Origin of the sequence: Chthonobacter rhizosphaerae (assembly GCF_013839525.1) — a bacterium.
Lineage (GTDB): Bacteria > Pseudomonadota > Alphaproteobacteria > Rhizobiales > Pleomorphomonadaceae > Chthonobacter > Chthonobacter rhizosphaerae.
Genome location: NZ_JACDIS010000008.1, coordinates 214,551 through 231,761, shown reverse-complemented (window position 1 = coordinate 231,761; position 17,211 = coordinate 214,551). Strand labels below are relative to the sequence as shown.

Annotated in this window: 13 protein-coding genes, 1 tRNA gene and 1 pseudogene; 4 read left to right on the top strand and 11 right to left on the bottom strand. The window is 66.3% G+C overall.

The features are described from left to right. Positions 1–306: pseudogene (locus HND91_RS16075) on the bottom strand (helix-turn-helix domain-containing protein); the annotation flags it as partial. Between the two features lie 504 nt (positions 307–810). Then, the gene (locus HND91_RS16070; protein WP_181707614.1) at positions 811–2,265 is read right to left on the bottom strand and encodes an HWE histidine kinase domain-containing protein; all 1,455 of its coding nucleotides are present in this window, start codon (positions 2,263–2,265) and stop codon (positions 811–813) included. Positions 2,266–2,577: 312 nt separating this feature from the next. Between HND91_RS16070 and HND91_RS16065 the strand changes: the two genes are divergently transcribed. The 3 genes from HND91_RS16065 to HND91_RS16055 all read left to right on the top strand — a co-directional run bounded on the left by HND91_RS16065 (position 2,578) and on the right by HND91_RS16055 (position 6,708). Further along, positions 2,578–3,018 (top strand): BLUF domain-containing protein, encoded by a 441-nt coding sequence (locus tag HND91_RS16065; protein ID WP_181707613.1) that lies wholly within the window; start codon positions 2,578–2,580, stop codon positions 3,016–3,018. 172 nt (positions 3,019–3,190) lie between these two features. After that, the gene (locus tag HND91_RS16060; RefSeq protein ID WP_181707612.1) at positions 3,191–5,125 is read left to right on the top strand and encodes an EAL domain-containing protein; all 1,935 of its coding nucleotides are present in this window, start codon (positions 3,191–3,193) and stop codon (positions 5,123–5,125) included. Positions 5,126–5,586: 461 nt separating this feature from the next. Then, complete coding sequence (locus HND91_RS16055) at positions 5,587–6,708, top strand: helix-turn-helix transcriptional regulator (protein WP_181707611.1); 1,122 nt, start codon at positions 5,587–5,589, stop codon at positions 6,706–6,708. 718 nt (positions 6,709–7,426) lie between these two features. On the opposite strand, the gene HND91_RS16050 is transcribed toward HND91_RS16055, so the two are convergent. The 6 genes from HND91_RS16050 to HND91_RS16025 form a co-directional block, all read right to left on the bottom strand. Further along, positions 7,427–7,520: transfer RNA gene (locus HND91_RS16050), tRNA-Ser, on the bottom strand. 96 nt (positions 7,521–7,616) lie between these two features. After that, positions 7,617–9,470 (bottom strand): sensor histidine kinase, encoded by a 1,854-nt coding sequence (locus HND91_RS16045; RefSeq protein WP_181707610.1) that lies wholly within the window; start codon positions 9,468–9,470, stop codon positions 7,617–7,619. 208 nt (positions 9,471–9,678) lie between these two features. Further along, a complete protein-coding gene (locus HND91_RS16040; RefSeq protein ID WP_181707609.1) occupies positions 9,679–10,023 on the bottom strand; it encodes a hypothetical protein in 345 nt (114 codons plus the stop codon). 355 nt (positions 10,024–10,378) lie between these two features. Continuing rightward, positions 10,379–10,699, bottom strand: coding sequence for a quaternary ammonium compound efflux SMR transporter SugE (gene sugE, locus HND91_RS16035; protein WP_181707608.1), 321 nt, complete (start codon positions 10,697–10,699; stop codon positions 10,379–10,381). A 111-nt stretch (positions 10,700–10,810) separates the two neighbouring features. Then, positions 10,811–11,500, bottom strand: coding sequence for an orotate phosphoribosyltransferase (locus HND91_RS16030; RefSeq protein ID WP_210272742.1), 690 nt, complete (start codon positions 11,498–11,500; stop codon positions 10,811–10,813). Between the two features lie 225 nt (positions 11,501–11,725). Further along, entirely contained in the window at positions 11,726–11,992 is a 267-nt protein-coding gene (locus tag HND91_RS16025) for an SEL1-like repeat protein (RefSeq protein ID WP_181707606.1), read from the bottom strand. A gap of 488 nt (positions 11,993–12,480) precedes the next feature. Between HND91_RS16025 and HND91_RS16020 the strand changes: the two genes are divergently transcribed. Then, positions 12,481–12,903: a DUF2147 domain-containing protein gene (locus HND91_RS16020; RefSeq protein WP_210272741.1), complete on the top strand. Its 423-nt coding sequence runs from the start codon at positions 12,481–12,483 to the stop codon at positions 12,901–12,903. Between the two features lie 60 nt (positions 12,904–12,963). On the opposite strand, the gene HND91_RS16015 is transcribed toward HND91_RS16020, so the two are convergent. From HND91_RS16015 to HND91_RS16005, 3 genes are all read right to left on the bottom strand, one after another. Then, positions 12,964–13,668: a glutathione S-transferase family protein gene (locus HND91_RS16015; protein ID WP_181707605.1), complete on the bottom strand. Its 705-nt coding sequence runs from the start codon at positions 13,666–13,668 to the stop codon at positions 12,964–12,966. Positions 13,669–13,758: 90 nt separating this feature from the next. Next, a complete protein-coding gene (locus tag HND91_RS16010; RefSeq protein WP_181707604.1) occupies positions 13,759–15,315 on the bottom strand; it encodes a glycosyltransferase family 39 protein in 1,557 nt (518 codons plus the stop codon). 480 nt (positions 15,316–15,795) lie between these two features. After that, a complete protein-coding gene (locus tag HND91_RS16005) occupies positions 15,796–17,100 on the bottom strand; it encodes an MFS transporter (protein WP_181707603.1) in 1,305 nt (434 codons plus the stop codon). Between the last annotated feature and the right edge of the window lie 111 nt (positions 17,101–17,211).

Here is a 17,211-nt window from a genome sequence, read left to right as displayed (position 1 = left end):
GGCAAAGGCGGCAACTCGATTGTAAGACCCCATGTAGCCCAGCGCGACTAGGTCAGCATGCAGTTGCTTCACTGACCGTCGCTGCTTGCGCGACTTCGCCATCTCAGCGCGCAGCCACGCCGCGAGCTTGTCCGCAAATGGGTCGAGCCTGCTTGGTCGCTCCGGCACCGCGAACTTCGGCTCAATAATGCCGGCCTTCAAATACTTCCTGATCGTGTTCCGCGACAAACCCGTCCGGCGGGCAATCTCCCGGATCGGCAGCTGCTCCCGCAAGGCAATCCGGCGGATGACATTCAAAAGTCCCATGTGGATCACTCCAGTGCCCCCGCCGCTCGCCGCGTTCGGGGAAGGCCATGGGTCAAATCTCACTGGAAATTACGCGCTATCCCGGGTCAGCTCCGGGTGGAAATCAACATCGGTTCTCCTCCGTGTTGCGTGTGTTGATGACCAGGGCCGCGCGGGTCGTCAGGAGTCCCCTCGGCGCGCCCCCGTCATCGGCCCCTTGGCAACCAGGAGTTCCTCGAAATAGGTCCGCACCATCGGGTCGGCGCTCGCGTTGCCCCTTGCTCAGCGACGGTCACGACCGGGTCGAAGCCGTCTCGGTGAAGATCCCGAAGGGTTGCCTCTATCCGCTGTTCCGCAAACCCCTAGACGACAGCGGCGGCGACCGCGTGGTAACGGCTCTTGGGGTCGGGATGAGCGACCACCACCAAAGCTTTTAAGGCCACTTCGGGGCGCTCCGGAGCGCGTGCCTGGACTTTTGCATGAAGGTGGTTCACTGCATCGTTAGTCGCTGCCTCTGATGCCTCTTCAGGACTCCGCCCCTTCGTCCCCAGCGGGTTGGGTCGACGGAAGCAAGACTTTCACCTTCAGGCCTTCGTTGGACCATTCCCGGGTGATCGAACCCCCGAGCGTGTCGCGGACCGTCCGTTCTAGGAGGAGGGATCCGAAGCCGTTGGAGCCGAGGCATTCCGGTTGTTTCGTCCGCTCGGCCCAGTCGATATTGAGATCGTGACTTTCCATGCGCCAGGACACTGAGACATTCCCGTTCCTGAGGCCGCCGTACTTGCGGGCGTTGGTCGCGAGCTCGTGGAGCACCAAGGCTAGCGCGGACGCGCGGTCGAGCGGTAGCTTGATGTCTGGACCGGATACCGTGACCTGATGCTCGGCGTCAGCAAACGGTTTCAGCACCGTGCGGACCAGATCGGCGATCGCAACGAGGTCGCGCCGTCCAGTACCGTCCACCAGCGGGCGGACCAGGGCATGGGAGGCGGCGAGGGCTTGCAGGCGCCCCCGAACAGCATCGGCAAGCTCGCCGGGGGTCGCACTGCTCCTAGCGCTCACCGCCACGATCCCGTCTGCAATGGCGAAGACGTTCTTGATCCTGTGGTCCATCTCTCGCAGGAGCAGTTGCCGGGTCTCCTCCGCGGCCTTGCGTTCTGTCACGTCGAGAATCGTGCCGAGCAGCCGGACCGTAACCGTCTTTCCGTCCCGCTCGCCATACATCATCCGGCCACGCCCCGTAATCCAGGACATCGATCCGTCCGGCCGCACCACCCTGTGCTCGACGGTGAGCCGCCCTCCAGACGCCGGGTTCATCAAGGAGCTCACGGCTGCGAGCACGCCGTCCCGGTCTTCGGGATGGATGGCGTCGCGCCAGAACTCGAAGGAGGGCTCGACCCCTTGCGGGAGGCCAAATATCCGCCTCTGCCGTTCCGACCAGAACACCTTTCCGGTCTGGACATCCCACTCCCACATCCCGAGGTCGGTTGCCTCCACGGCCAATTCGAGGCGCTCAAGATTCCGAAGCGTTTCGGCTCGGGAATCCTCGGCCTTGCGCCGGGCCTCAACCTCCGCTGTGACGTCCAGTCCAAGCGACAGAACGCCTACGTTCTGTCCCCCCTCGTCCTGGAGCGGCAGGATGTGCAAATTCCAGATCCGCCCCTCGAACGGGTCCTTGACCTCCTCGCGGTGCCACGGCATCCCGCCCGTCCTCACCTCGTGGAGGATTGGACCCCAGACGACAGCCGCATCGGCTCCGAGTGCGTCCGTCAGCGTCAAGCCGACAATGGGGTCGCTTCTTCCTACTGCCGCCCGGTAGGCTCGGTTCGCGAAAGCGTACCTGTGCTCCGGGCCGTGGATGACGGCCAATGTCACCGGGACGTTCTCAAGGAGCACCGCAAGCGAGGCGTCCGCCAGCCCGCCATCGGCGGAGCCGATGCGCAGTCGCTTGCGAAGGTCGAGCCCCCAGTCGACGAAGCTCATGGATCCGATCCTTCGATGAAACTGCTGCGGTCCGCGGCGCGGCCACATTCGAACACTTTACACGGGCGAGGCTCAGGTTGCGATACGGCGAGCCGTCACGCACTTCACGGTGTCGTGGTCGGTTAAATTCCGCGTAACAGGGCGTAACGACAGCGAAGCCACGTAAGCGCTCTTGGTCTGCCCTGGCGCTTTGCGGCCATGCTGCCTGACAAATCGCTCGACCTCGTAGGCATATGATTAACCCAATTCTGAACGCCGGAGATCTGTTGCAGTTTGCATGGCGTAAGCTGGCTCGCAATGGGAGGAACGCAGATGCATCAGCTTATTTACTTCAGCCGGAATACCATGTCGGGCGACCTGCTCAAGGGCCTCAAGGAAATCCTTGGTGTCTCCCAGCGTAACAACCAGCGGGATGGGGTCACCGGATCGCTCATCTTCGACAAGGTTTGGTTTCTACAGATCCTCGAAGGAAATCTTGAGATAATTCAGGCAACATACAAGCGGATCGAAAAAGATTCTCGACATCGCGAAGCGACGGTGATGACGGTCCGCCCACTGATCCAGCGTCAGTTTCCCGACTGGGGAATGGGTGGCTTGCTGCGTTCGCCTGACGTCCAGGAAATCTTCCTCAGCCATGGCATCGGTGGAGAGATGGATCCCCGCAAGCTTCACGCCGCCACTGTTGTCGACCTTGCTCTCGACCTGAAGGCCTTCGATCAACGTAAGCGCTCCGACATTTGCAAGGCATCCTGAGCGCCGGAACCGTTTCCTGATCGCGTCGAATTGTCTGGCTTGCTGCCGCGGATCAATCTTTGCCGCGGAGCGAGGCCGCTGCGAACTGAAGGGAGCGTGGGACCAACCCACGCTTCTTCTCGTATCCGCCCGCATGTCCCGCTTCCGCCCAGCTCTCTGACACATAGCCTAGGTGCTGCAGACGCTAGAGCGGCTGGGCAGTTCCGGCGTTCAGCTTGGATTAGCGATCGTGCTGCATTCTTGTGTCATGTACGGAAACTGGATCATCGAGCGCATGAGAGCGGCTGATCGCAGAAAAGCCGAGGAGCGGGACTGCAGGATGTCCTTGCTGCCTGCGGTTCTAGCCCATGGTCAGTTCGGTCACCTGCCGCCGACGCAGGAAAAGGATCAAAACTTCCTAACGGAGGAGCGGCTCCGACTGGCCGTCGAGGCCTCCGGTCTTGCGGTATGGGAATTTGACCTTGCCACCGGGAAGCCAGTCTGGTCACGTGAGCTCAAATTGCTGATGGAATGGCCGGAGGTCCTGCCGGTCATGGACGAGGTATTCTGGAACATCGTTCACCCCGAGGACCGCGACATAGTTGTTGCAGCCTATGACGCGATGCTTGGGGGAGACGCTCAGGGCTACCATCTCGAGTATCGCTACGTCCTGCCGTTGTCTGGGCGCACTCTGTGGGTCGCCGAGTGGGCGCGCCTCGTCCGGGACAGTGACGGGCTCCCGATTCGCGTCGTCGGCGCCGTGAAGGATGTGTCGAAGCGGATCGAGGCGGAGGAGAGGCTCCGGTTGGCAGCCGAACACGACGCCCTCACCGGTCTTTATAACCGCGCAGCATTCAAGGAGCGGCTCCGGCAGGCATGCGACGCGGGACATGAATATAGCCTCGTGCTTGTTGACCTCGACGATTTCAAGCAGGTGAACGACACGCTTGGACACGATGCGGGTGATCAGCTCCTGCTAGCCGTGGCGAAGCGCTTCCGGGCCGCTTGCCCGGACAGCACCATGGCGCGTCTCGGGGGCGACGAGTTCGCGCTGCTGCTCGAAGCTGGGGGCGACCCGGACGAAGTGGCGGGGCATCTCATGAATAGCTTAGATTCCTCCTTGGAGATCAAAAGCAACCGTTTCGCGGTGCATTGCTCAATCGGCACCGCCAGTTCGTCAGTCGCCGGAAAGTCGCCGGAGTCCTTGCTGCGCGCCGCTGACCTCGCTCTTTACGCGGCGAAAGGTGCAGGGCGGAGCCGGGCCGCAGCATTCGCACCGGAGATGCTGGCGCGCGTGGAACGGCGCAGCGCCGTGATCGCGACCTTCCGTGAAGCGGTCGCGCTAGAGCAGGTGGAACCCCACTACCAGCCGAAGGTGGATCTCCGCTCGGGCGACGTTGTCGGCTTCGAGGCACTGGCGCGCTGGGTGCATCCGGACCGGGGCACCCTCACGCCTCAAGCTTTCGGCGACGCGTTCAGTGACGCCACGTCCATGCTTGCCCTTGGTCGGGCGGTATGCCGTCGGGCGGCTACTGACATGCGTTCATGGCTGGACGCCGGACTGCGGTTCGGTCGGGTCGCAATCAACATCTCTCCGCAGGGATTTGCGGTCCCCGGCATAGCCGAGATCTTCGTAGCGCACTTCGCCGAGCAGGGTGTCGGGCCGGAACTTCTCGAGGTCGAGATCACCGAAAACGTCCTCGTCGAAGGACATGCATGCCAAGCAGCCGAGGTCCTCCGTCGATTCAAAGAGGCCGGGGTGCAGATCGCGCTCGATGACTTTGGTACTGGCTACGCATCTTTGATCCATTTGAAGCGCTTCCCCATAGACGCCATTAAGATCGACCGGAGCTTCATCGCCGACATGGAGCGGGATCGCAGTGACTCGGCGATCGTAGCCGGGGTAATCGCGATGGCCCACAGCGTCGGGCTTTCCGTGATTGCCGAGGGAGTGGAGACGGATCGGCAGGCGGCGATACTGCGGGAAGCCGGTTGCGACCATGCGCAGGGGTTCCTGTTCGGCGCGCCCATGCCGACGGTAGCCATACCGGGCTTCAGGTCCAATCGGCCGCTTGATCGGGCCTCGTCCCGCGGTCACGAGCCTCGATTACCATCCGGGAACCGATGAGCGGTGACGAGGTCCATCGCAGTCCGACACTCGCCAAGGCAACCGCGGTTTGGGCGCGCATCAGCCTCCTCTCGTTCTGCGAGCCGGCCGGGCAGATCGCTCTCATGCTGTCGCGTTTATAACAGTAAACTCGACTATCACGCGCCTCCCTTTCAGCTCGTCGACCAGTTGTACACCTCCTCGGCTGCGTCGCTGCACCAGCGATCTAGGGGTGACCGCTGCGGGACAATGAAGCAGCGGGTCAGCTAAGGGCTGGCGACGCGATCCAGCTTCGGGCGAGGGCGGGCAGCTTAGATGGCCCGGCCCCCTTTGTCCCGCGATTGCGGAACATATGCAGCACGAGCGGCAGGACAGAAAAACAGGCACCGTGTGGCTGATCAATAACTCGCTCGAGTTTACCACTTCTACTGCCTTGGCTGCCTGTGGTTAGATGAAGACTGTGCTGTCTCGGGGTGAACGGCATGTCGGAAGAGAATCTGTTCGGATTGATCCGCGAATTTTACGATTCGTCATTGGACGAGTCTCATTGGACAGTGGCGTTGGACAGGTATGCCGCCCATTTCGGGGCCGTAGGGGCAGTTATGCATATCCTAACGCGTAATCGGTCACTTCTGCACGCGTCGAACAACCTTAAGGAGGGCGTTGAGGAGTATGAGCGCAGCTGGTGGCACGAAGATCCAATGGTAAGGACCGCGCGGGCGATCGGGATAAAGGAGGGCATCATCGTGGATCGGCTGGTGCTTCCAGAAGAAGTGATGGTGCGTGGGAGCTTCTACCAGGAGTTTTTGGCAAAATACGACATCAGCACAAATCTTGGCATCATCGCGACCCCATTTGAGGATACGACGCTCTCTATAGCTTTACAAAGCCCACTATCGGTCGAGTACGACGGGAAGATGCAGCAGCAGATGTCACTTCTCAGTGACCACATTACCAGGGCGGCCGCAATGGGCGCGCAGCTTCGCAGCTTAAAGGCTGAACGGGACACCCTGATCTCTGCCTATGACCGGTTTTCCTGCGGTGTGGCCATGGTGCGGTACGACGGTACGCTCCTGTCCGCCAACGATAACTTTCGTGCCCTGGTCGGTAGAGGCATCGGAATTAGGCGCGGTAAGCTGCTGGCTGAGAGCCCGCAGCAACAGCGCGCGCTGGACAACATGATCGCTGGTGCATCAGCCAGTCGCTTCGGGAACCCCGGCCCGGAACTCATTGCCTTGCATCGTCAGTCGAGTATCTTGCCTCTGCTCGTCCGTGGCATCCCGGTTTCGCCACAAACCATTGAGCGCCAGTTCAGCAGCATCATCCCGGCTCACGCGGTGATGCTCCTTGCAATCGATGCTGAGGACCCGTCCGACGACGGATGCGATCTAGTTTTAAGGGCGCTCGGTTTAACGCGGGCGCAGGCTCGTGTGGCGCACATGCTGTCCGTCGGTAAGCCCCCCAATGACATCGCTGCCGAACTGCGCATCTCTTCCAATACAGTCCGCACGACGATCAAAGCGATCTACTCTAAACTGGGCGTCAATCGGCAAGCGGATCTTGCTCGGCTGATTACCTTGGTTCTTCCCCTCAATCAGATTTGAGCCGTCGCTCTGTGGGCGATGACGACTGAGGCGTGCGAACCTGGATCGGTTTAGCCGAGTCTCTCCGTCCGTCACGGCCGTGGTACTCCCTAAGGGGGCGGTCCATCTACCTGTCGAGCACTGCCGTGGAACGAGGCCCACATCCAGGGCTCCATCGCTCAGCTTAGCGCCACGCCGGTAGAGAACAACTTCGTACCATCCCGTCAAGTGTTGGCCCCGGGAGGCGAAAGTCCTGAACGGACCGCGCGCCGAGGAGGCGTAGATCGGCGGCAAAGTCCTCGTCCGTGCGGACGTCGACGAGGACGGGCGCGTGCGGCGCTCGATCAGGCGGGCGAACTTCTCGGACGGATAGTAACCTAAGGCGAGTTGGGCGTGCGTCCTCACGGATGCCGGAGATGGTCAGTGGGATATGAGGTATCGGCTTTCGCCTCGTGGGGAGATCGCAGTTCGCGATAACAATTTGCTGCGATCACTATCAAAAGCATGGAGCGTCTAGCCCTAAGCCGCCTGGCAATAATCCGGCAGCCTGCAGCGAGGGCCCGCGCAGCGAAACGAACGGCGCCGACAGTGTCGAAAGTCTGGTCCATCGGTCCGCTTGGTAAACTCGGGCCCTCCGGTTCTGCGAAGCTGCGAACAAATCAATTTGTGGGCCGAGTTGAGGGCCACCAAGCGCCCGCTGCCCGAAATGCGCGTTCGTTCAAGGAGATGCACAGAAAAATGGCGGAGCCGGAGGGATTCGAACCCTCGGTACGGGTTTACGCCCGTACAACGGTTTAGCAAACCGCCGCCTTCAGCCTCTCGGCCACAGCTCCGTGCGCCGATTTCGTAGAGGCTCGAGGGGTTCGGGTCAAGACCTCATGACGCAAGCGGGGCGACGGACCCGGTGGACGGCGACCGCCGCCCGTCCCTCACCCGATGGGCGCCTCGATCGTGCAGCGCACGCCGGAAGGCGGGAAGTCAAGGATCACGGTAGCGTCCAGCTCGAAGGCGAGGCCCTTCTCGATCAGGCGGGTGCCGAAGCCCCTGCGGGTCGGCGGCGACACGGGCGGGCCGCCCTCTTCGGCCCAGCTGAAGCGCAGCAGCCGCCCCGTCGGCGTGCGGTCCAGCCACCAGCGGATCCGCACCACCCCGTCGGGCCGGCTCAGCGCCCCGTATTTCGCCGCGTTGGTGCAGAGTTCCTGCAGGGCCAGCGAGAAGGACAGCGCCACCGGCGGCTGCAGCCGCACCGGCGCGCCGCTCGCGTCGAACCGGCGACCGTCGCCCTGGAAGGGCTCGATCGCCCGCTCCACCACTCGGGCGAGCCAGGCGCCGTCCCACCGTTCGGCGGTGATCACGTCGTGGGCGCGCCCCAGGGCGTGCAGGCGCGACAGGAAGCGTTCGCGCACCTCGCCGGGCTCCTGCACGTCGCGCAGGGTCTGCAGCGCGATCGACTGCACCGTCGCCAGGCTGTTCTTCACCCGGTGGTTCAGCTCGCCCACCAACAGGTGCAGGTGCTCGGCGGCGGCTTTCGATTCGGTCACGTCCACGTTGCAGCCGGTGTAGCCGAGGAACCGCCCTGCCCCGTCGAACCGGGCGATTCCCTCGCAGTGGAGCCACCTCACCTGGCCGGCGGCGTTGCGCACGCGCACGTCGCTGCGGAAGGGCGCGCGCGCCTCGAAGGCGGCGCGGAACGCCTCGTCGAAGCCCGGCAGATCCTCCGGCACCAGGATGCGACGCCAGCCGACGCCCAGCACCTCCTCCGGGCTCAGGCCGAACGTCTCGTACCAGCGATTGGCGAACACCACCTGCCCGGCCGCGTCGCTCATCCACATCAGCGCCGGCACGCTGTCGGCCACCGCGCGGAACCGCGCCTCGGTTTCGCGCAGGGCGTCCGCCGCCCGCTGCCGCTCGGTAATGTCCACCACCACGCCGGGGAAGCGCTGCCGCTCGCCGGGGCGCGGCGGCGTGCAGCGGCCGCGCGCCAGCACCCAGCGGATGGTCCCGTTCGCCGACACCACCCGGTATTCGGCGTTGTACTCGCCGCCCGTCTGCACCACCCGGCTGATTTCAATCGCCACCCGGTCCCGATCGTCCGGGTGGATGGCGGAGACGTAGACGTCGATGGGCGTCCCGGCCCGGGCGTCGTCCGCGCCCACGTTGAACAGGGTGGCGAACCGGGCGTCCGCCACCACCTCGTCCGCGGTCACGTCCCAATCCCACACGCCGATCGCCCCGGAGGCCTCCAGCGCCAGTTGCAGCCGCTCCTCGCTCGACTTCCGCGCCGCCTCGGCGCGGATCCGGCGCGTGTTCTCCACAGCCGCGCAGAACACCCCGCCGGTGCCGCCGGGCGCCGTCGGGTCGGGGATCCGGCTGTAGCAGAAGGTGAAGTAGGCGGTGTCCGGCCCGCCGTCGCTCCGCGCGACGGTGAACTTCTGATCCTCCAGGTAGATGGACGACTGGCGGCCGGCGAGGAGGTCCTCGTGCATCGGGCCCACCTGCGACCAGAGCTCGCTCCACACCTCGGCCATCGGCCGGCCGAAGGCGGCCGGATGCTTGTCGCCGAGGATCGGCGCATAGGCTTCATTGTAGAAGAAGACGAAGTTGCGGCCCCAGCGCACCGACATCGGGAAGCCGGACTGCATCATCAGCGCGATGGCGAGGCTGAGCGCCGCCGGCCAGGCGTCCCGGGGGCCGAGGCTCGTCGCCGCCCAATCGGTGGTGTCCAGCAGATCCGCCACGCGGACCGCCCCCTCGCCGTCCGCCGCGCGTCGATCGATCGGCAAGTGCAAGTCGCAACCCCTGTCTGATCGCACCGCTCCGCCATCGGTCGCGCCGCGAATGGTCTTACATATGCAACAATCAAACGGGCTCGCCAACTGCCGCGCCACGCCGCCCCACCCTACGGTTCCGGGGTGTCCGGCCGGACGCCAAGCACGAAAAGGCCACCGCCCGAAAAGGACGGTGGCCACATGCTGCGCGGACGTTGGTGTCTTACTGGGCGGGCGGCGTCGCCGGCGGCGTGGTGGTGGCCGGAGGCGTCGTCGGGTCCGGGGTGGTCGTCGCCGGAGGCGTCGCCGGGTCCGGGGTGGTCGTCGCCGGAGGTATCGTCGTGTCAGGCGTGGCCGTGTCCGGCGTGGTGGTGGCCGGAGGCGTGGCCGTATCCGGCGTCACCGGCTCGGTCGTGTCGGTCCCGGTCGTCGGAGTCGTCTCGGTATCGGAGCCGCCGAACCCGAAGATGAAGATGATCGCCAGGATCACCGCGATCACGAGGACGACAATGACCGTCGTGTTGCGGGACCGTGAACGGGGATCTCTCGGTCCGGTGTCCATCGTCATGGGAATCTCCTCCGATTGAGCTCAGGCGCGCGGGCTCTTGCGGCCCGCACCGCGCGGCGCCGGACGGGATGACCGGCTCGCCGGGATCGAACGCGGCGGTCGGAAAGAGCCTCGGCGCCAAGCGCCGAGGCCAAGTCATACCACCGCGTCATGTTCGGTCCCGCGTGGGCCGCAAGGCAGCCCTGCGAAGTCCGAGACGGAGGAGGAACGTGCGACCGCGCCGATCGTTCACTCGGACGACCGCTTTTTTGGTCGGATGACTCTATTGGCTTGCTGCGCCGCGATCTCCCCTGCCGCTAACGGCGGGATCGGAGGTCGCGCCCGGGGCGCCCCTGCCCGGCGATAGGCCGCGGCGTCAGTGCGGCGACAGGAGCTTCAGCCCGGCGATTCCGGCCACGATCAAGGCGATGCACATGGCCCTCAGGGCGTCGGCCGGCTCGCCGAGGATCAGCATGCCGAACACGGCCGTGCCGACCGTGCCGATCCCGGTCCAGACCGCGTAGGCGGTGCCGAGCGGCAGATCCCGGAGCGCCACCCCGAGCAGCACCACGCTCGCCAGCATGGCGCCGATCGTGAGCACGACCGGCACCGGGCGCGTGAAGCCGTCCGTATACTTGAGACCCACCGCCCAGCCGATTTCGAAAAGGCCGGCGACGAGGAGAATGAACCACGACATGGGACGAACCCTCATGACATGAAGGGTCGTCCCTTCCGAGAACATCGACGGGGCGGGGTCGTCCCCGCCCCCACTCACTTGGGTCTTCGGCCCGCCTGGTCAAGCCCCGCTTCAGCTTCCCGACGGCGCCGCCATCTCGGAGCGGCCGCCGTGGGCGGCGGACCACGCGGCGGGCGCGTTCAGGAAGGCCTCCACCGCGTCGAGGGTGGCGGTCGGGAAGGCGCCGGAGCGCTTGGCCTCCGCCAGGATGTCCCACCAGGTCGCCAGCGCGTGCAGGCGAACGCCGGCGTCGGCGAGCACGGACGCGCTCTCCTTGAAGATCCCGTAGTGGAAGATCACGAAGGTGTCCGAAACCTGGCACCCGGCGGCGCGCAGCGCCTCCGCGAAGGTCAGCTTGGACGCGCCGTCGGTGGCGAGGTCCTCGACGAGAAGCACGCGCGAGCCTTCCCGCACGTCGCCCTCGATCTGGGCGTTGCGGCCGAAGCCCTTGGGCTTCTTGCGCACGTAGAGCATGGGGAGTTCGAGGCGGTCCGACAGCCAGGCCGCGAAGGGAATGCCGGCGGTCTCGCCGCCCGCGATCGCGTCGAGCGACTCGGCGCCGATCTCCGACAGGATCATCTCGGTGCCGAACTCCATCAGGCGCTTGCGCAGGCGCGGGAAGGAGATGAGCTTGCGGCAGTCCACGTAGACCGGGCTCGCCCAGCCGGACGTGAAGATGTAGGGCTTTTCCGCGTTGAACTGGATGGCCTTGACCTCCAGCATCATCCGCGCGGTTTGCGCCGCCATGAATGCCTTGTCCATCCCGGACACCTTTCGCCAGACGAGTTCGGAGCGCGCCGCACGAGGGGGCGCGTCACTGCCGAACGGCCCATTATCATCCGCTCCGGCGGCTGCCAAGCGATGATGGGGCGCGAGCGTCGGGAAGGCGGAAGACCGGCCCGGGGGACGGGTGCGGAACGGCGGACCGGAAGGCGGCCGCCGTTCAGCGAGCCTGGACCATCGGAAGGCGGACGCGCGTCGGGCGGATCAGACGCGCGACATCCATTCCCGCGCCTCCCGCTGGGCGGCGGCGACTTCGGCGGCGGTCATCTCCGCGGCCACTTCGCGCCGGTAGCGGGCGGCGTCCGTGTTGCCGCGCTGGGCGGCGAGGTTGAACCACTTGTGGGCGGCGACGAGATCGGTCGGCACCGTGCGGCCGGTCGCGTACATCACGCCGAGCTGGAACAGGATGTCGCCGGTGGCCGCCTGTCCTTCGGCCATCATCTCGGCCGGAGCCATGTCTAAACGAGCCATTCTGAGCCCTCTGATCTGTTCTCGTTCTTGAACATCAAGTCTTCAGCATCATTTTCCGAAGACAATCCAATGCTGACGAACTCGATTAAAAGCCATGTTAAATGGAACGCTTAACGATCGGAGAAAAAACTCATAACGACAGATTACCTTCACGATCCGCTAACGCTGAATTCAGCGGAAATCCGGGGAAACAGCGCTCGAATAGTCAGAGATTTGCCGGTTACGGAGAAACGATCGCTTCACCATGACCGATCGTTTTTCAGCGCTTCGCACGCGGTCCGGCGCCCATGGCTCCAAGCCCCGCCGCGACCGGCGGCTGCCGCCGTGACGCTCGCGTACGCCCGGATCGGCCCTCCCGGAGAGACCAGCCCGCCGGCAATCCCGCTTGCAATGAACTGACGTTTACGTAAGCTGCGGCGCGTCGCCCCCAGCGCCGGAAGACCGCGGGGGCGCTCCGCCGCGACGGCGGATTTCAGGGAGGATTTGTCGTGATCGAACGCATGCTGGCGCGCGCCCTCGTGGTGGCGGCCATTCTGGTGTCCGGCGTCGCGCCCTCGGCGGCGGCGGACGCCACGGGCGTCTGGGCGCGCCCGAACGGGGCCTCGCGCATCGAGATCAGCCCCTGCGGCGGGGCGCTCTGCGGCCGGATCGTCTGGATGCGCTCGCCCCAGCCGGACACCAGGAACCCGGACCCGGCGCGCCGGTCGGAGCCACTCGTCGGCCGCCGCATCATGAGCGGCCTGAAGCCCACCAAGAAGCCGGCCGAATGGAAGGGCGAGATCTACAACGCCGAGGACGGCCGCACCTACACCGGCTACGCCACCCTCGTCGGCCCGGACAGCCTCAAGCTGGAAGGCTGCGTGCTCGGCGGTCTCATCTGCAAGGGCGAGACCTGGACCCGCGCCAAGTAGCGCGACCGCGCCGGACGGACGCGCCGGCCACCCGGCCGGCGCGCCGCCTGTCCGGTCGTCTCAGCGGGCGCGCTGGTTGAACAGGACCTTCTGGGCTTCCTTGTCGTCGGCCAGGTTCGTCTGCTCCGGCGCCTTGATGTCCATGCCCTTCTGCACCGCCGGACGGGCGAGCACCCGGCCGAGCCAGGCCTTGAAGTCCGGGAATTCGGCCGCGTCGATGCCCTGGCGCTCGTGCATCTTGGCCCAGCCCACGATCGCCATGTCGGCGATCGAATAGTCGCCGGCCACGTACTCGCGGCCCCTCAGCTGCTTGTCGAGCACGCCGTACAGGCGGTGCGTCTCGTCCTGGTAGCGCTTGATGGCGTAGGGGATCTTCTCCGGCGCGTAGATGGAGAAGTGGTGATTCTGGCCGAGCATCGGGCCGAAGCCGCCCATCTGCCACATCAGCCACTGGTCCACCTCCACCCGCTTGCGCTCGTCGGAGGGGTAGAACCGGCTGAACTTGCGGCCGAGATACTGCAGGATCGCGCCCGACTCGAACACCGCGATCGGCTGACCGTCCGGCCCTTCCGGGTCCACGATGGCGGGCATCTTGTTGTTCGGCGAAATCGCCAGGAACTCGGGCTTGAACTGATCGCCCTTGCCGATGTTCACGAAGTGGACGGTGTACGGGACACCGAGCTCCTCGAGGAGGACGGTGATCTTCCAGCCGTTGGGGGTCGGCCAGTAATAGACGTCGATGGGAGCGGTCTGCGACACGGTCATGGCAGTCTCCGGGAACGGATCCGAGGCTGGAAGGTGTAGCCCCCCTTGCCGCATGTGCGAAAGGGGGTCGGCGTCACCAATCGGTGAACGTCACTCCGCCGCCCCGAACACGTCCTGGCACGCCTGCGCCCCCGTGCCGAGGTCGACGAGGTGGAACACCCCCGTCCGCGGCGGGCCGACCACGGACGCCTGCCACGGCACCCGAACCGTCTCCACCGCCGCCCCCGCCGGCATCAGCGCCGCGATCCGCTTCGGCGGCGCGGCCGGCTGCGGCCGCGGCCCGTCGGTCTCGAACCGCCCCTTGTAGAAGAGCACGCACCGCCCGTTCGGCGCATAGGTCATCGGCTGGCGCAGCCGCTGGCTCAACAGCCCCGCCGCATGGGCCGTCGGCAGGAAGGTCGCGAGGTTTCCGGCTTCGTATCGGTCGTTGGCGATGAAGAAGGCCTCGCCCAGCCCGCGCCGGTCCAACTCCACCGCCAGCCGGTCGTAGGGATCGAGCCGCTTGTTCTCCCGGTCCTCGGGCACCGAACCCGTCAGCGCCATCGCGACCCGCACGCCGAGCGTCACCGCGAACACCACCGCCCCGACGCCCGCGAACACCGCCACCTGCCGCCGCTCGTCGATCCGCCGCGCCAGCGTGACGTGAAAGGCGAGCACGACGCAGAGCGCCACCGGAAACAGATATCGCTCCGACGCGCTCACCACGCCGAACAGGATCACCGCCACGAACCCGGCCGGAATCGCCACCCTGTTGAACCGCCCGAACAGCCGCTCCGCAACCGGCCGCACCGCCGGACGCTCCGCCGCTCCCTCCTGCCGACTCCGGACCAGAAGCCACGCCGCGATCAGCCCCCACGGCAGGAAGAACAGCACCAGCGCCCCGACGTATCGCCCGGCGCCGACCAGCGATCGCGCCAGATGGCCCTCCCGGTTCTCCGTCAGCTGCTGCGCCGACATGGCCGCGATGTCGCCGCCGAGGTCCCTCACCGCCAGGATCACCGGCGTCGCGATCATCGCGGCCACCGCGACCGTGAGCAGCAGCCGCCCGTCGAGGAGACGCCCCCGCATCGTCCGGTCGCTCGCCGCCGTCAGCGCCACCGCGCCGATCAGGATGGCGAAGTTGAACTTGGCGATGAGCCCCACCCCCGCCGCCAGGCCGAGGAGCACCGCCGACGCCACCGTCGGCCGCTCCAGATGGCGGACCGTGGCGGCCAGGAACGGGAAGCACAGCACCACCAGCGTGATGGTGTGCGTCATGCCCTCGTGCATGTACCAGGCGAACCAGAAGAACCCGAGGAGCCCGTAGGACGCCGCCGCGCCCTGCGCGGCGCTGCCCGAATAGGCCCGCACCATGGCGTAGACGATGACGCCCAGAAGCCCCATCAACATGTAGCGCAGGATGAGGTGCGACATCGGCCCTTCGCCCGCCACCTGCTGCACCGCGTAGAGCATCCACTCGTAGGACGGCGGATTGTTCACCTGATAGGCGGCCGCCAGCACGCCCTGCATGGTGTCGACCGAATTCGCGTCCACATGGGCGACCGACGGATAGAGGAGACCCAGCGCCAGCGTGTGGACGAGCCCGTAGATCAGCCAGAAGCCCGCCACCGTGCCCGGCGCCGACAGCCAGGCCGTCCTGCGGCCCATGGGGGTGCCCCTCACCCCGGAAGCGTCTGCGATGCGTGCGTCCATCTCCGGCGATCTCCCACGAGTGGTCCACCCGGCGTCATAGTCGAGCCGGTCGCTGGTTGGAACGCGTTTTTTGGCCCTTGTGGGGAAATGGCGAAGCTTAGGCCGAGGAGACCCATTCTCCGAGTCCGGCGTTGGCGAGAACGGCCGGACGGAGTCGTCTTCCGCTCCCGAAACCCGCCTCATCCGGACGAATTACGCGCCCTCCCCACCCCGCAAACACGACCCCTCCCCCGGCTTCGCCGGACCCTCCCCTGAGGGGAGGGATCATGCGCCCTGGCCACTCATCCTTCCCCTCAGGGGAAGGTGGCCCGAAGGGCCGGAAGGGGTCGTCTTCCGCTCCCGAAGTCGCCTCATCCGGACGAAAAACGCGCCCTATCCGCCCCGCAAACACGACCCCTCCCCAGGCTTCGCCGGCCCCACTTCTGAGGGGAGGAATCATGCCCGACCCTTCACCCGCATCCACTTCGGCGGCGGCATGCGCGAGAGCACGAGCGCGACCACCAGTCCCGCCACCGTCAGCCCCGCCACGCCGCCTACCACTGCCGACCACCCGCCCCAGGCCCATGCCACGCCGCCGAGCGTCCCGGCGACGCTGGACCCGAGATAATAGGCCAGCAGGTAGAGCGACGAGGCTTGGGCCTTCGCCGTCTCCGCCCGCAGCCCCACCCAGGCGCTCACCACCGAATGGGCGCCGAAGAAGCCGAAGGTCGCGATGGCGATGCCGGCCACCACGATCGCCAGCGGCTCGGCGAGGGTCGTCAGCACGCCCGCCAGCATCACCAGGATCGCCGCCCACAGCACGCGCCGGCGCCCGAGCCGGTCGGACAGCGAGCCCATCCAGGCCGACGCCGCGGTGCCGAGCAGGTAGCAGAGGAAAATGAGGCTGATCTCCGCCTGATTGAGGCCGTAGGGCGGCTCCAGCAGGTGGTAGCCGAGATAGTTGTAGAGGGCGACGAAGCCGCCCATCAGCAGAAAACCCTGAAGGAACAGAAGGCACAGGCCCGGATCCTTCAAGTGACGGAACAGCGACCGCGTCAGTGCGCCGAGGTCCGGCCGCGCCGGCTTGAAGTTCCGCGCCGCCGGCAGGCTCAGCCAGAACACGAGCGCGGCGGCGAGACCGATCGCCCCCATCAAGCCGAGCGCCGGCCGCCAGCCGAAGGCCTCTCCCAGGACGCCGACGATCAGCCGTCCGCTCATGCCGCCGAAGGCCGATCCGCCGATGTAGAGCCCCATGGCCCGGCCGACCGCGTCCTTCTCCATCTCGTCCACTAGATAGGCCATGGCGACGGCCGGCAGCCCGCTGAGCGCCAGGCCCGTCAGCGCCCGCAGGCCGAGGATCTGCGACCAGGCCGGCGCCACCGCGACCGCCAGGGTGGCCAGCGCCGAAAGGGTCAGCGCCGTCAGCATCACCCGCTTGCGCCCCACCACCTCCGACACCGTGCTCGCCACCAGCATGGCGACCGCCAGCACGCCCGTGGTCAGCGACAGGGCGAGGCTGCTCTCCGCCGGCGAGACGCCGAACGTGAGCGAGAACTGCGGCAGCAGCGGCTGCACGCTGTAGAGAAGTGCGAAGGTCGCAAAGCCCGCCGAGAACAGGCCCCACGAGGCGCGCCGAAAGGCCGGCGTGCCGGCCCGAATCCTGTCGCCCCCGGCGACGGCCGCCGGGCGGCTGGCGTCGTCCGCCGGAATGGACTCGGCGGCGAGCGGCCGATGTCCGCCCTCCGGTTCGGGATCTGTCATGAAGTGGGCCCTGGTCCCTGGAGAACGCGCGTCGGGCGCCGGGTCGGCCCGCCCGCGGCAGGATGGCGTGGTTCCCGCGGCGGCACGAGGCGGTCCCGTGTCGCGGGCGCC

Excerpts from the sequence above, each read along its gene's own strand:
- HND91_RS16070 (WP_181707614.1), bottom strand. The coding sequence starts at position 2,265 with ATGAGCTTCGTCGACTGGGGGCTCGACCTTCGCAAGCGACTGCGCATC.
- HND91_RS16065 (WP_181707613.1), top strand. The coding sequence starts at position 2,578 with ATGCATCAGCTTATTTACTTCAGCCGGAATACCATGTCGGGCGACCTG.
- HND91_RS16055 (WP_181707611.1), top strand. The coding sequence starts at position 5,587 with ATGTCGGAAGAGAATCTGTTCGGATTGATCCGCGAATTTTACGATTCG.
- HND91_RS16040 (WP_181707609.1), bottom strand. The coding sequence starts at position 10,023 with ATGACGATGGACACCGGACCGAGAGATCCCCGTTCACGGTCCCGCAAC.
- sugE (WP_181707608.1), bottom strand. The coding sequence starts at position 10,699 with ATGTCGTGGTTCATTCTCCTCGTCGCCGGCCTTTTCGAAATCGGCTGG.
- HND91_RS16030 (WP_210272742.1), bottom strand. The coding sequence starts at position 11,500 with ATGGACAAGGCATTCATGGCGGCGCAAACCGCGCGGATGATGCTGGAG.
- HND91_RS16025 (WP_181707606.1), bottom strand. The coding sequence starts at position 11,992 with ATGGCTCGTTTAGACATGGCTCCGGCCGAGATGATGGCCGAAGGACAG.
- HND91_RS16015 (WP_181707605.1), bottom strand. The coding sequence starts at position 13,668 with ATGACCGTGTCGCAGACCGCTCCCATCGACGTCTATTACTGGCCGACC.
- HND91_RS16010 (WP_181707604.1), bottom strand. The coding sequence starts at position 15,315 with ATGGGCCGCAGGACGGCCTGGCTGTCGGCGCCGGGCACGGTGGCGGGC.
- HND91_RS16005 (WP_181707603.1), bottom strand. The coding sequence starts at position 17,100 with ATGACAGATCCCGAACCGGAGGGCGGACATCGGCCGCTCGCCGCCGAG.